Here is a 14,242-nt window from a genome sequence, read left to right on the forward strand (position 1 = left end):
CACAAAGTATAACAAGATTATCAAAGGCAAACCTCACTGATTCAGGAATGTTGCACCTTGTTAAGCAATGCGCTATCATTTCTTTCATTATATACCACCAGTCATCGGATTTAAACATAAAAATTAGCACTCTCATCATAAGAGTGCTAACATGTGTATTTTTTTCTGATCAGCAGAAGCCTACTTCACTAGGCCAATCCATAGATACTAAATACGAACCTTAAAACAAAACCTACTGCAGGAACCAAGACCTTTTCTGTAACATCAAACATCATCAGCAGAAGCAATATTACAAACCCATTATTATAAAGCTGATAATAAAACGATCTTTTTCGGAGATCAAAAACTTCTGTTATGATACCGAAACCATCAAGGGGCGGCACTGGGAGCAAGTTGAACAGCATCAACACGATATTGATCATAATAATATTATAGATCAATTCAACGACAACACTACCCATATAAGTTCCCATAAATGCTGGATTCCATATTATCATCAATTTAAACACACCTGCAAAAAGGATTGCAAGTATAAAATTCATTGTGACCCCTGCCAGATCTACGATAACACCATCTCTTCTCATATTTTTAAAGTTCATCGGATTTACCTGTACCGGTCTTCCCCAACCAAACCCGATAAAAATCAGCGCAATAAACCCAAAGGGATCTACGTGGGCAATCGGGTTGACGGTGACTCTGCCCTGCAGCTTAGGAGTTTGATCTCCTAAGGCATATGCTGCCGCAGCATGGGCGAATTCATGAAAGGAAAGGCCAATCAGAATTGCAGGCAAAAGATACAGTTTCGCCATGAACCAGCTCGTGGGGTTATCGAATTGTCCACTCATAAATGACTGATATGCCATGTAGAGAAGAAAAAACACCGCTAGTGGGTTGCTACGTATTAATCTCAAGTCATTTCTCCTTTTGTTTTATGATTGATCAGCGCTATTCATCGTTTTTGCGTGAATATGGTTCACAAATTGCCTTGCCGATCTTCCGGATCTGCCGGTCTGCCGAGCATCCCAGCGAATTGCTTCCTCTGTTAATGATGCTTCACTAATAGATAACCCTTCTTGAAGAGCCAACCCTTTAACGATTTCAAGATATTCTTTCTTATCCGGCGATGTGTAGGTGATCACCAGTCCAAATCGGTCGGCAAGCGAGAGCCGCTCCTGCATTCCGTCGTTTCCATGAACCTCGCCGTTGTCCCCTCTGTCCCACCAGGTCTCTTTAATGATATTTCTCCTGTTGGAGGTTACATAAATCAGTATATTAGAAGGTTGAGCCTCTACACCCCCATCAATAACGGATTTAAAGTGCTTATAGCCTAGTTCCGTTTCATCAAAGGAAAGGTCATCGATAAAAATAATAAATTTGCAACCTCGATCTGCTGCCATTTCAATGATGCGATAAAGATGATCCACATTGTTTTTATTCAGTGAAATCAACTTCAATTTGTCACCGGCAAATCGATTTAGAAGTGCTTTTACGCAAGAGGATTTTCCTGTTCCGCGATCACCGCTCAGCAATACGTTATTTGCTTTGTAGTTTTTAATAAAGAACTCCGTATTTTCAATGAGTGCATCCTTCTGCCTCTCGTATCCCACTAGCTGTTCGAACGTAATTTTGTCGTAATTTCTTACACCAACAAGACCCTCATCCCAGACAAATGCCTGATAGCTTTCAAAGATACCACAGCCATACTTTTCATAATACTGCCGAAGGCCATCAACAGTTGCTTGCGGATCTTTAAGTTCCAGCGCGTTCTTTAATAGATTACGGTTCGTACCCGGTCTGCTCTTTCCCATCATCTTCATGGTACAAACTCCAGTGTCCGAGTCCAAAAAGATCTTTCCAACCCTTTCCCATTCAAGTTGATAAAGTTTCTTTAGCACATCGGTTTCACGGAGAGCCAACGCGCGAATATTCTGGTCATTGTGACCTTTTTCCGATAATAAGCTAAAGCGGTTCTCGCTTTCAGCGATCAATCTGCAAATATAATTTTGCCAGTATGTGCCTTCTATCCCTGCATCATCTGCAGTTTCAAGAAGGCCTCTCTGAATCTGATAGTATTCGGACTCCATGTAAGAAATATATTCATGGTAATCGAATTCATTAAATATTTTAACCGCTGCCTGAACTAGCATATCGCTTCTGATGTTATTATATAAAATCAGGGTGTCCAGATTTATTTTACTCATTCTTAACTCCTTTCGCCCAAGCTTCTGCAAGCTCAGGCAACCTGTCCTTTATTCCAATATTTTATCACATAATCCACTTACTTAAAATAATATGATAGTAAAATTTGAACGAGAGGTGATTTTTAAGTTATGGTTCACAATAATTGTATGAGCCCTAAATTCCCACAAGCGCCCAGCCTCCCAACAGAATATGTATGTGTAGAGGTATATACGGTAAAATCCGGTGATACCCTATATTCCATTTCGCAAAAATACGGGGTTTCCGTAGCAATGCTAATGGAGGCGAATCAAATACTTAACCCTTACAATCTGAGATACGGCCAGAAAATCTGCATTCCGGGAAGACGATCTGATAGCGGCTACCATGGCCAGAATCCAGAAATGACATCCCCTGAGAACATGACAATTCCCATGCCGGAAATGTGCCTTGATGACATGACCATGCCGGAGATGACTTGTCCCTCACAGCCACCAATGACCATGCCGGAGATGACTTGTCCCTCACAGCCGCCTATGACCATGCCGGAGATGACTTGTCCCTCACAGCCGCCTATGATGCTTCCGGAAATGGAAATTGAACTGGAAATTGAAATTCCGGCACCTTGCCCTGCTTGTCCGGAACCTATCACGTGTCCTGCACCGGCACCGTGTCCGCCATGCCCCGCTCCGCCAGCTTGCCCAACTTGCCCGGCGCCAACACCTTGTCCGCCTTGTCCGGCACCGGCTCCGGCACCTGCGCCAAGACCAACTCCGGCTCCGGCTCCAAAACCAACACCGGCTCCGAAGCCAACACCACCCCCGACTCCAAAACCGACTCCGGCTCCAAAGCCAACACCGACTCCGGCTCCGGCTCCGGCTCCAAGACCAACACCAACTCCAGCACCGACTCCAGCACCTGCGCCAAGACCAACTCCGGCTCCGGCTCCAAAACCGACCCCACCTCCGGCGCCAACTCCAAAACCGACTCCGAAGCCGACTCCGAAGCCGACACCCGCTCCTGCGCCTATGCCAACACCGGTTTGCGACGGTATGGTATATACGATCCAGGCGGGAGATACTTTTTACATGCTCGCAAAACGATATAACATACTGCTTGAAGATATCCTCTATGCCAATCCGGGAGTCAATCCCTATAACCTGCAAATAGGGCAGCAGGTATGTATCCCGACTCATTTGGCATTACCGGAACAACATAACGGTGTATGCAATGGTATCATTCATACAGTCCGGCCCGGAGATACCCTCTACATGCTGGCGAAGCAATATAAATTAACTCTAGATGAGATCATGAACGCTAACCCCCAGGTTGACTGTTACATGCTGCAAGTAGGCATGAAGCTTTGCATTCCAACAGCGAGAGGCCAAAGTGCCGCTCTTCCGACGCGGAATCCTGCTTTGCCACTACGAAATCCTGGATTACCGCTAAGAAATTACGCTATCCCTACATCATCCATGCCCGGTGCTCCAACAATGCCTGGAACAGGAACTCCTGCCATACCGTCAATGCCATCGATGCCCTCTATGCCGACAACCCCGATGACACCTACGATGCCATCCATGCCGAATATGCCGATGAGGCCGACTCCATTTATGCCGAATACACCGACGTCACCGGCTGGCCCGAATATGCCGGGGACTCCAACCACTCCTATGACTCCAACGATGCCGAATATGCCGAACATGGGACCAGCGATGCCGAATATGCCAAACATGCCGAACATGGGGCCGGCGATGCCGAATATGCCAAACATGCCGGCAGCACCAACGACTCCAGCGATGCCGAATATGCCTGGAATGGGTATGCCTTCCATGCCTTCTATGCCAACCACTCCCAGCACACCGACAGCGCCCAGACCCACAATGCCAACAGTGCCAACAATTCCCACACCAAATATGCCAAATCAAATGCCGATGCAGCAGCCATCCAGAGTGCCGGAAGCAGCTCCTGCATGCGCTGGAACAATCCATACGGTTGCAGCGGGAGATACGCTTTATATGTTAGCACGAACTTACAATGTCACATTGGATGCATTGATGAAGGCGAATCCCACTTTGGATCCCTACAATCTGCGAATTGGAATGCAGCTTTGCATCCCTGCCCAGGAAGACGGGACGAACAACAATAATAATAACAACAATATGAATGGAACCCCTGGCAACATGGGATATACAGCAGGCGGAAACCGTGTATATGCCACACAGCGCGGCGACACGCTTACAAGGATTCTGGATCGGTACGAAATTTCATTCGGCGCCCTTCAAAGCAGCAATCCGAATGTTGATTTTTCCGGACCCCTTGAAAATATGACCCTTACCATCCCTAGCGAGGATCATTACAAAACCTGCCCGATGGCCGGGGCCTATATCGTAAAAACCGGTGATTCCTTAGATTCTATAAGCAAGAAATTGCTCGTTATTACAGACGGCTTGCTGATATCAAATCCAACGTTGACCATTGAGGATTTCAGCATACCAGGAACGAAGGTTTGCATCCCAAGCTGATAAAATAGCCAGAGCATTCATAATAATGATACTCTGGCTTCTTTTTTAATTGATCATCCTATTTCTTCCTCAGAAGATCGTTATCGGTACAATGGATATGCGGAGCACAGTTCCTGAACAATACTCTTCGCTTTTTCAGTTGAAGCAGCGTCGCCTGGGTTGTTGAGAAGCAGACCAATGGCTTCTACAACCTTGGTGATTTCCTGTTCTTTAAAACCGCGGGTTGTCATCGCTGGTGTTCCCAGTCGAACCCCGCTGGTGACAAAAGGACCATTGGGATCATTTGGAATCGTGTTCTTATTTGTTGTAATTCCGGCTTCATCAAGTAATTTTTCCGCCTCTTTTCCAGTAATATTTTTATTGGAAAGATTCAGCAGGACAAGATGATTGTCGGTTCCTCCGGATACGAGCTTGAAGTCTCTCGCAAGAAGTTCTTCCGCCATCTTTTGCGCATTCAGCAGAACCTGCTTCTGGTAAGCAACAAATTCCTGGGTGGAAGCCTCCTTGAAGCACACGGCCTTTCCTGCAATAACATGCATTAAAGGGCCTCCCTGAATCCCTGGGAAGATTGCCTTATCGATGAGTTTTCCGTACTCTTCCTTACCGAGAATCGCTCCGCCTCTTGGTCCTCGCAATGTTTTGTGCGTCGTTGTAGTAACTACATGGGCATGCTGCACAGGATTGGGATGGAAGCCTGCTGCAACCAGTCCGGCAAAATGCGCCATATCAACCATAAGCAATGCGCCCACTTCATCTGCGATTTCCCTGAACTTATCGGCTTCTATGATTCTCGGATAGGCGCTGGCACCTGCTACGATCATCTTGGGTTTATTTTCGATCGCCAGCTTCCTTACCGCATCAAAATCAATTCTTTCTGTTTCAGAATCCACTTTATATGGAACAAAATTAAAATATTTTCCAGACATGTTTACAGGACTTCCATGAGTAAGATGTCCTCCATTGGATAGATCCATGCCTAATACGGTATCTCCGGGCTCTAACAACGAAAAGTATACCGCAATGTTAGCACTGGAGCCTGAGTGGGGTTGAACATTGGCATATTCCGCTTTAAAAAGTTCCTTTGCACGTTCAATGGCTAAATTCTCTGCCTCGTCGACGTGTTCGCAGCCTCCGTAATATCTCTTTCCCGGATAGCCTTCCGCATATTTATTTGTCAGCGCACTTCCGCATGCTTCCATAACTGCGCTGCTAGTAAAATTCTCTGATGCAATCAGCTCGATTTTATTCTCCTGCCTGGCCATTTCCCTACGGATCACAGCACTTATTTCAGGATCAACTTTATCCATATTATTAAAATACATTTGCGTTCCCCTTTCGTCATAATGGTATCATTATATAGAAAATTTCTATAATTATCAAGTTTTTTTATCGTTATTCGATTTAAAAAGAAAGATCAGAAAAGCTTTTAATCACCTCGACCAGGCAATCGTTATACAATAAAAAACTGCGGCTTTCGCCGCAGTTCATTCTCTGAAAATGCCTCACCGGTAAGGATGGTGAATGAGGCATCTTCTTTATGGAAAACTCCTCCGTTTTAATGGGCCATAAAACGGGTGAGAAACTCCTTTGTTCTTTCTTCCCTCGGTCTTGTAAACAATACTTCCGGCCGTTCATCTTCAACAATAATGCCTTGATCCATAAATACAGTTCTTGTCGATACATCCCGGGCAAAAGCCATTTCGTGTGTTACGATAATCATTGTCAGCCCTTCCTTAGCAAGCGCTCGCATAACATCCAAAACCTCTCCTACCATTTCCGGATCCAAGGCGCTGGTAGGCTCATCAAAAAGTAATACTTCAGGCTCCATTGACAATGCTCTGGCAATGGCTACTCTCTGCTGCTGCCCTCCAGACAGTTGATGAGGCTTTGCATTGATGTAAGGAGCCATTCCCACCTTCATAAGGTACTTGATGGAGCGTGCTCTCGCCTCATTCTTTGGCAGTTTTAATATCTTTCGAAGTCCAAGCATGCAGTTATCTAAAACGGTCAGGTTGGAGAAGAGATTAAACTGCTGGAACACCATTCCGACCTTTGACCGATAGTCCGCAGTATGGGCTCCTGTAGCAGGTATGTGCTTTCCTCTGTGCAGTACAAGTCCGCTGCTCGGCGTCTCAAGCATATTGATACACCTCAGGAGGGTTGACTTCCCTGAACCGGAAGCTCCAATGATGCAGATCACATCTCTTGGATAAGTTTTAAAGTCGATGTCTAACAAAACCAGGTTATCACCGAATTTTTTTCCCAGATGCTGAATTTCCAGAATTGGTTCACTTTCCGAAAAATGATCGGCACATCTTCCTTTGTTGAAATCTTCATGATTTTCTATCGCTTCCATATTCATTTCATCTCCTTCTTTCAAAGCCTTTTTTCATGTCAATGACTGCCGAGCCGTTGCCGTAGGTATCATCCATAAAATCGGTAACCAACTGATAACTTCTCGGTCCCTGGAGTTTTTTCTCCATCAGTCTGAGCAGCCTTGACAGCGTAAATGTCATGAACAGATAAATCACACATGCGATGAGGAACGGCTCGAAGAACCGCCAATAAGTTCCCGTTACAGATTTGGTTGTAAAAAACAGCTCACTGCATGCAATTACATTGAGTACAGAGGTATCTTTAATATTGATAATTAGATTGTTTCCGATCTGTGGCAAAATGTTCAGCAAGGCTTGAGGAAGTATGATGTTGACCATCGTTGCTGTATGGCGAAACCCCAAAGCCTTTGCGGCCTCAATCTGTCCGTTGCTGACGGACATGATCCCGCCACGCACCGTTTCTGCCATATATGCGCCGGTATTGACCGACACAACGATATAGCCGGCCAAAATGGGATTCAGATTGAGCCCAAACAAAGCGTCTGAACCGTAATAAACCACCATAGCCTGAACCATCATAGGTGTCCCGCGGAACACTTCCACATACACCGCCAGAAGAATATTGACAATTTTCAAAGTGATTCGTTTCCATAAGGGATCTGATTTCCCCATTTCAATGGTCTGAATCATGCCGACCACAAACCCTATGATGCAACCGATCAAGGTACTGATGACAGCGATTTGAAGGGTAAGGACTGCGCCTTTTGCAAAAGCAGAACCATATTGATCCAGGAACAGCACGATCCATTCCCATGAATTTTGTGGTGCTGAAGGGCCCATACATTCAACACTCCTTTCGTAATGCAAAGCAGAGATCATTTTGTATGCTAAGAAAGCACTGATTTAATGGATTGTGTGTACAGAATAAATCAGCGTTTCCAAAAGTTTTAGTTTGATAAAGGCTGTACCGCAGCAGCTTGCGCCATCATAGCCTCCCTGTCTTCAGGGGTAATTTTTGATACGAAAGAATTCACTTCGTCAAGCAATGCAGTATTTCCTTTTTTGATTCCGATTCCCATGTCGACATCTCCCGGTTCTACCGCAAAATCCCCCTCAGAAAGATCTAAGATCACGAGGTCCGGATTGGACAACTGTGCAGAAACTGCTGTCGGCATATCGACGACAACAGCGTCGGATTTTCCCGATGTTACGGAAAGAACAACAGCTGTTACGTCAGCAAGAGCAGGTGTTATTTCAGCACCAGCTATCTGCGGAAGCATGTCATACCAGTTAGTGCTCATCTGCGTCGTTACTTTTGCACCAGCTAGATCCGCCAAAGAATGAGCGTTTTCATACGGATTTCCTTTCATCGTGATTGCTACGATATCCGCACTATAATATACATCAGAAAAATCAATCGACAGTTTTCTCTCATCCGTCATGCACATGCCTGCAACGATTGCATCGATTTTATCTGTCTGAAGTGCAGGAATCAATCCATCCCACTCAGTTTTATGTATTTGAAGTTCGTAACCCAGTTCCTCCGCTAGTTTTTTTGCGACGATTACGTCATACCCGTTTGCGTATTGTCCCGACGCCCCAAAAATGGGTACGGCACCGTTGGAATCATCGGACTGTGTCCAGTCAAAGGGTGCATAGTTGCATTCCATACCCACTCTCAGTACCTTTTGAACGTCCACATCTTCTTGTTCCCCTCCACTGCCTGATCCAGAGGTTCCACATGCAATCAGCCCAAAACAGACCGCTGCTGTTAAGAAAATCAATAAAATAATAGAAATTGCTTTTTTCATGGCTGCTACCTTCTTTCATCCTCATTCCTTTTATTTGACGCAGGGCAATGTCGAATCCATTCCGTTTCAACATTTAACAGTGTGTCACTGAACTAAAAAAAAAAGACGCCAACCCGTATTACGGCTGACATCTTTGTCAATAATATTGAATTCATTATAGGGATTCTCTGTTGACTTGTCAATACTTTTCTGAATATTTTGTCTTTTACAGCCCATGCTGTTATCTAAGCCTTGAATTATAAGAGATCGGAAAGCAATCTGGAAACAGACTCTTTAAACTTAATCATCACCGGCCTGCTTCGGTAGAGATGCTTGGTTAATTCATGAGAGTGCATCATATCCGTTTCAAAGATTGCTTCCAGCTTGTAAACCTCTGCTGCATCATAGATAAATGCATTGGCTTCAAAATTTAGTTTGAAGCTTCTAATATCAAAATTTGCTGAACCAATGGAAGCAATCTCTCCGTCTACACAAACGGTTTTCGCATGTAGAAAGCCATTGTCATAAATATAAATTTTCGCACCCAGATTCAGAAGGATCCCCACATATGAATAGGTGGCCCAGTAAACAAACATGTGATCCGGCATGCACGGGATCATGATTCTTACATCCACACCGGACAGTACAGCCATTTTCAGGCTTTCAAGAATGCTGGCATCTGGCACAAAATATGGAGTTTGGATGTATATGTTTTTCTTCGCCGAAGATATCATCTTCAGATATCCCTGCTTAATTTCTTCCTTCGACGAATCAGGACCGCACGAAACAATCTGAATTCCTGTAGTTCCCGCTTGAAAGGGCTCATCATAATAAGCTTGTGAGAGCACCAGTTTCTCCTTGGATGCAAATCTCCAGTCAAGAATGAATCTTGCATTCATATCCTGCACACAAGAGCCCATGAGACGCAAATGAGTGTCTCTCCAGAAACCAAACTTCTTCTTTTTTCCTACATATTCATTTCCTACATTAAAGCCGCCCAAATAACCCACTGCACCATCAATTACGACTAATTTCCTGTGGTTTCTGTAATTCAGCTTAAGGTTCAGATATTTGAACATGGGTGGGAAGAAGTAAGCATACTGCCCACCCGCCTCCTTGAAAGGTTCCAGGTGTTTTTTCGAAATTTGACGACTTCCCATTGCATCAATCAAAAATCTCACTTCGACTCCTTCTCTTGCCTTAGCAGTAAGTGCATCGATGAGGAGACGGCCCATGCTATCATTCTTCACGATAAAATACATGATGTTGATGGATTGCTTTGCATTTCGAATATCCTTCAGCAGGCTTGCAAACTTGTGATTCCCATCAGTCAGCACCGTGATCTTGTTGTCCTGTGTAAAAAATGACTCGCTGTAACTTTGATGGAGCCTGATCATATCCTGCCATTTCTTGGATTCGGGATTTGAAAACACAAATTCACTACGCTTGATGGCTGTGATTTGCTCATTTAAAGACGCATTAATGATTGCTTCCTCATATTTTGTCATCCTGAAGATTCTCTGCCGTGCGATATTTTGTGAAAACAAAAAATAAAAAATAATCCCTGCCGCAGGAACGAGAAACAGAATCATGATCCAGGCCAGAGTAGCAGAGGGGTTTTTCCTTTCCAAAAATATAATCGTCAGTGCGATAATAAAATTGATCAGGAAAAGCCCCGTTATTAATGCAGACATATCTAAAAATGCAATGGAGAACATAAAGCCTCAACTCTTCCGTATGGTTTGCTAAAACCTGATTGGATTCATTAAGTTTATAGAAATATTACCGAATTCTGTTCGAAAAGATTCAGACGATCTTACTAGTCGGAGCGACTAAATAGTAATCAGAGCGTCCAGCTTTTCTTCGAGAACGTTTTGTGGCAATGCTCCGGAAATACGCTCCTTTACCTCACCATCTTTAATGAAGAATAGAGTAGGGATGCTCATTACTTTATTTGCAATTGCCAGCTTGCGCTGCTCGTCTATATTGATTTTGCAGATTTTTGCCTTGCCTTCATATTTTGCGGCCAATTCTTCAATAACAGGTCCAATCATTTTGCAGGGACCACACCAGTCTGCATAAAAATCAACAAGAACAGGAACCTCAGCTCCCATCACTTCACTTTCATAGGTCTCGTCCGTTAGATATACAATGTCCTTCATAAAATACCTCCATATTAATACCATTACTGGCAGGATGAACAAATTGATGCAATTATAATCTCGGCCTAGCAGGGAGAATCCTCTTACAGCCTGGGTTCAGCGGGAGCAATTCGTTTTATGATCGTCACCGAATATTCCGGTTTAAAGCTCCGCCTGTACCTTACATTAACGGCAATGGATACAGCAAGGAGAAAAAACGCAAGAATAACAGTGAAACCGCCTCCGTTCATACCCGGAAATAGCATTCCTCCAAGGAGCAAACCTGCAAAAAATGATGCTACAGGCAACACGTAACCCACAAGAAACTCTTTGATTGAAAACTTCTTGATTACGTTCACATCCACCATGTCTCCCTTTTGGGCTCCCACAGGATTGAACGCATCTACGATGGAACCTGGATGCATATGCTTATTGCAGGAACCGCATCCGGAACACTTTTTATGCTTATAAAGCATCACCTTTGCCGTGCTCTGGTCAATAACATCCAGAACATCCGCCATTTTTTTCATAAGATTTTCCTCGTTACTTTTACCAGAGCCGCAAAAAAACTTACGGCAGTTATAACTTATCTTGATCCTTATTTTATTAATTATACCACTGGCGAGGGCGGATAAACAATGTTTTTCATCTATTGAACATATCCTGCCTGCGCCTCTGTATGTTCTCCATTAATGGAAAATCTCAAGATTATCACAACCAATTTGTGAAAAAGGGATATACAGGTTTGTGTCATAGGAATTTCCATACTCATTGATCTTTGTGATGGGGATATAAATTTCATCAGAGGATAAATTGAAACCTTCGATCTTATCATAGATCTCTTGAGCGATATCTTCATTGATTCCTTCTTCATATGCTTCCTTGATCACCTGAAGCACCAGTGGTTTATAATCAAATCCTTCCCGAAATACATCTTTCAATTTCAACGGTTCCAAAGTGTCAGCATCATAGCAGGAGTAATCCATCTCCTGGGCAAACTGTTCCATCACATAGAAATTCATGCTGCTCGTGACGTTGATATAATTCCCATATTGATAACTGCCTACATAGATTTCGCAGGAGCCTTCTTTGTCGTCATTGCCATTTAACTTCGCTAGAGCTTTGTAAGATGCATTAATTTTCTCCAGTTCCCGCGGATCGGTTTCGCGCATATCTCTTAGTTTTTTCTGCATCCCTTCCGGCAATGATGCAGAGTATCTCCAGGAACGAGATACACTGACATTTCCCACCTTGAATGATTCATTACCAGAGACTTCGTTCACTCTGCCCTTGCCAATCAGCGATTTAACAGTCGGTTCTGAAGAAACGTAAAGCTCTTTCTCTGAACCTTCTTCATAGAAACGCTTGGCAAAAGAGAGCACATTTCCCAGATCGCTATAGTTAATGACAGTTGTAGCAGCAGCACATTGTGTATCAAACTGCGGAGTTCGATAGTCAAACACAAGAGTTAATCCAAAGGGATAGACGCCGAATTTCTGATCTCCTGAAAGGCCTTTGAACGCTTCAACCATCTTTATGTTTCCGCTGAGCATCCTTGGAGAATAGCCCTCCGAATCTGCGCCTGATTCCGAAAGGTAGCCGCTCATATAATGATTGATCCTTTCAGATGGATCAACGTTGTCACAGAACAGATCAGCCAGTTTAAACTCTTCACCGGTGTTAAGATCAAAATTCAGAGTTTCCATTTCTGAAACATACCGTGCAGTCTCATAAAATGCTTTGTCATTGGAATTCCCTTGGTTTCCCTCTGGCTGCCAGACAGCACTTTTTTCAAGCATAACCGATAAAATGTTGTTGAAATTTCCCAAAGTGCTTGCATAAATTTGTTCTGAGGCTACGGTATATCCATCCGGCACGCGAATCTTGACTCCCCGGTACGGAGGCAGATCCTGAATTCGAAGCTGATCATAAACCGATTTAATTTTGTCATTGATCTTCTTTTGCACTTCAAGATCTTTTAAACCGCTTATCCTCAGGTACGTATAGTCAAATTCCTTGCCGTCCCCTTCCTTTACTTCATCGATGGTCAGAGGATTGTTCACGATATAATTGATCATTAGCGGAGCATTGATTCCTGTGGAAGGAACCGTCCGTTCCCAGCTTTTTTCTCCCTCTTGCCGCGTGGTTTCCGGCCTCCCCCCGCAGCCCCAAAAGGCAGAGGCGAGGCATATGCTCAACAAAATAACTCCTGCAGCTCTCCTAATTTTTACCCAATCGAACATATCCGGCCTCCTCAGCAGTTCTCTGCCCCTCCTCACCAAGGATCCATTTGAGCAGCTTTCTGGCATTACTTCCTTTCGGCTCATCAGCCCGGAGTACTGCGTAATATGCAGTGCGCACAGGATAGCGCCCGTCACTTATGGTCGTCTTATCGGGATATACTCCATCTACTTCAAGCAGCTTTACGTTCTTATTCTGCCACATATCGGTCACATAATAATAATAGGAATATCCGATAGCTTCTTCTTCATTGTTGTAAACCGCTACCTGATCGACGAGCATTCCCATCTCTGCTACAACTTGTTCCATGGGCGGACTCATGAGTTTCTCTCCATCCATGACAAGATCCAGCATGCCAGTCTGACTGCCTGAGTTTTCCGGCCTCTGATAAGCGATAATCTCTTTGCTGCCGCCGCCGACCTCGCTCCAGCTAGTTATTCTCCCCGTATAAATATCTTTAATTTGCTGGAGAGTAAGCCCTTTGACCGGATTCTCCGAATTTGTCAAAAATACGAAGCCTTCGCTAACTACAGGCACAACATCAAGCTCAACATTTTTCTCCCGCGCGTAGGAAAGTTCCTCTTCCGATGGGGATGTGACAAAGATAATATCAGCCTTTCCATCAATGAGATTGACATATGCTTCATGGGTTTTATTATGTTCAATATATTGTCTCGCCTCTTCCAGGTCCACACCCATAACTGCCGCAGCAAAAGCTTCGGAAAGCGGTATGGTGGCGGTAGAGCCATCTACTCTGGGATAATCCTTGGCCGCGAGATGAAGCCGACCCTTTTCCAGAAATCCAAAAGCATCTCCGATTCCCCCTTGGCCACAGCTGCTTATCATAGTCGCTGTCAACGCTGTCAACAGCAGACTTATGATCAATTTTCTAACATTCATCCTCAATTCCCCCTTTGATTCCACGAACAGCCATCTTTTCCCCTTATTCTCTTCAGGGTTTTTTCCAAGCTGTATACTTTACTGCTACATTCTACCATTTATAGATATTTGAAGTCAAAGGAAACTAGGCG

General features: G+C 44.2%; 12 protein-coding genes. 1 reads left to right on the plus strand and 11 read right to left on the minus strand.

The window, feature by feature from the left end; translation table 11 throughout:
- Window positions 1-188: 188 nt before the first annotated feature.
- A complete protein-coding gene (locus FRZ06_08190) occupies window positions 189-911 on the minus strand; it encodes a site-2 protease family protein (GenBank protein ID QOX63330.1) in 723 nt (240 codons plus the stop codon).
- Window positions 912-929: 18 nt separating this feature from the next.
- Window positions 930-2,201 (minus strand): ATP-binding protein, encoded by a 1,272-nt coding sequence (locus FRZ06_08195; GenBank protein QOX63331.1) that lies wholly within the window; start codon window positions 2,199-2,201, stop codon window positions 930-932.
- Between the two features lie 129 nt (window positions 2,202-2,330).
- On the opposite strand from FRZ06_08195, the gene FRZ06_08200 reads away from it, so the two are divergent.
- Window positions 2,331-4,703 carry a LysM peptidoglycan-binding domain-containing protein gene (locus tag FRZ06_08200; protein QOX63332.1) on the plus strand — a complete coding sequence of 791 codons (2,373 nt, stop codon included), beginning with the start codon at window positions 2,331-2,333 and terminating at the stop codon, window positions 4,701-4,703.
- A gap of 80 nt (window positions 4,704-4,783) precedes the next feature.
- Here the strand turns inward: FRZ06_08200 and FRZ06_08205 are convergent, their stop codons facing one another.
- The 9 genes from FRZ06_08205 to FRZ06_08245 all read right to left on the minus strand — a co-directional run bounded on the left by FRZ06_08205 (window position 4,784) and on the right by FRZ06_08245 (window position 14,111).
- Window positions 4,784-6,025 (minus strand): serine hydroxymethyltransferase, encoded by a 1,242-nt coding sequence (locus FRZ06_08205; GenBank protein ID QOX63333.1) that lies wholly within the window; start codon window positions 6,023-6,025, stop codon window positions 4,784-4,786.
- Between the two features lie 233 nt (window positions 6,026-6,258).
- Complete coding sequence (locus FRZ06_08210) at window positions 6,259-7,059, minus strand: amino acid ABC transporter ATP-binding protein (protein ID QOX63334.1); 801 nt, start codon at window positions 7,057-7,059, stop codon at window positions 6,259-6,261.
- A gap of 7 nt (window positions 7,060-7,066) precedes the next feature.
- Entirely contained in the window at window positions 7,067-7,879 is an 813-nt protein-coding gene (locus FRZ06_08215; protein ID QOX63335.1) for an amino acid ABC transporter permease, read from the minus strand.
- A 107-nt stretch (window positions 7,880-7,986) separates the two neighbouring features.
- Window positions 7,987-8,850, minus strand: coding sequence for a transporter substrate-binding domain-containing protein (locus tag FRZ06_08220; protein QOX63336.1), 864 nt, complete (start codon window positions 8,848-8,850; stop codon window positions 7,987-7,989).
- 236 nt (window positions 8,851-9,086) lie between these two features.
- Window positions 9,087-10,547 carry a cardiolipin synthase gene (gene cls / locus FRZ06_08225; GenBank protein QOX63337.1) on the minus strand — a complete coding sequence of 487 codons (1,461 nt, stop codon included), beginning with the start codon at window positions 10,545-10,547 and terminating at the stop codon, window positions 9,087-9,089.
- Between the two features lie 114 nt (window positions 10,548-10,661).
- Window positions 10,662-10,991 (minus strand): thioredoxin, encoded by a 330-nt coding sequence (trxA, locus tag FRZ06_08230; protein QOX63338.1) that lies wholly within the window; start codon window positions 10,989-10,991, stop codon window positions 10,662-10,664.
- Window positions 10,992-11,074: 83 nt separating this feature from the next.
- Window positions 11,075-11,500 (minus strand): SoxR reducing system RseC family protein, encoded by a 426-nt coding sequence (locus FRZ06_08235; GenBank protein QOX63339.1) that lies wholly within the window; start codon window positions 11,498-11,500, stop codon window positions 11,075-11,077.
- Between the two features lie 159 nt (window positions 11,501-11,659).
- A complete protein-coding gene (locus FRZ06_08240) occupies window positions 11,660-13,213 on the minus strand; it encodes a DUF4163 domain-containing protein (GenBank protein ID QOX63340.1) in 1,554 nt (517 codons plus the stop codon).
- Window positions 13,191-14,111, minus strand: a complete 921-nt coding sequence (locus FRZ06_08245; protein QOX63341.1) for a hypothetical protein — start codon at window positions 14,109-14,111, stop codon at window positions 13,191-13,193. Before FRZ06_08245 ends, FRZ06_08240 begins: the two co-directional genes overlap by 23 nt.
- Window positions 14,112-14,242: the final 131 nt, after the last annotated feature.

The sequence above is a fragment of the Clostridiales bacterium genome (genome assembly GCA_015243575.1).
Classification (GTDB): Bacteria; Bacillota; Clostridia; order Peptostreptococcales; family Anaerovoracaceae; genus Anoxybacterium; species Anoxybacterium hadale.

Coding starts and splice junctions, on each gene's coding strand:
- FRZ06_08210 (QOX63334.1), bottom strand. CDS start 7,059: ATGGAAGCGATAGAAAATCATGAAGATTTCAACAAAGGAAGATGTGCC.
- FRZ06_08215 (QOX63335.1), bottom strand. CDS start 7,879: ATGGGCCCTTCAGCACCACAAAATTCATGGGAATGGATCGTGCTGTTC.
- cls (QOX63337.1), bottom strand. CDS start 10,547: ATGTTCTCCATTGCATTTTTAGATATGTCTGCATTAATAACGGGGCTT.
- FRZ06_08195 (QOX63331.1), bottom strand. CDS start 2,201: ATGAGTAAAATAAATCTGGACACCCTGATTTTATATAATAACATCAGA.
- FRZ06_08220 (QOX63336.1), bottom strand. CDS start 8,850: ATGAAAAAAGCAATTTCTATTATTTTATTGATTTTCTTAACAGCAGCG.
- FRZ06_08240 (QOX63340.1), bottom strand. CDS start 13,213: ATGTTCGATTGGGTAAAAATTAGGAGAGCTGCAGGAGTTATTTTGTTG.
- FRZ06_08205 (QOX63333.1), bottom strand. CDS start 6,025: ATGTATTTTAATAATATGGATAAAGTTGATCCTGAAATAAGTGCTGTG.
- FRZ06_08200 (QOX63332.1), top strand. CDS start 2,331: ATGGTTCACAATAATTGTATGAGCCCTAAATTCCCACAAGCGCCCAGC.
- FRZ06_08245 (QOX63341.1), bottom strand. CDS start 14,111: ATGAATGTTAGAAAATTGATCATAAGTCTGCTGTTGACAGCGTTGACA.
- FRZ06_08235 (QOX63339.1), bottom strand. CDS start 11,500: ATGAAAAAAATGGCGGATGTTCTGGATGTTATTGACCAGAGCACGGCA.
- trxA (QOX63338.1), bottom strand. CDS start 10,991: ATGAAGGACATTGTATATCTAACGGACGAGACCTATGAAAGTGAAGTG.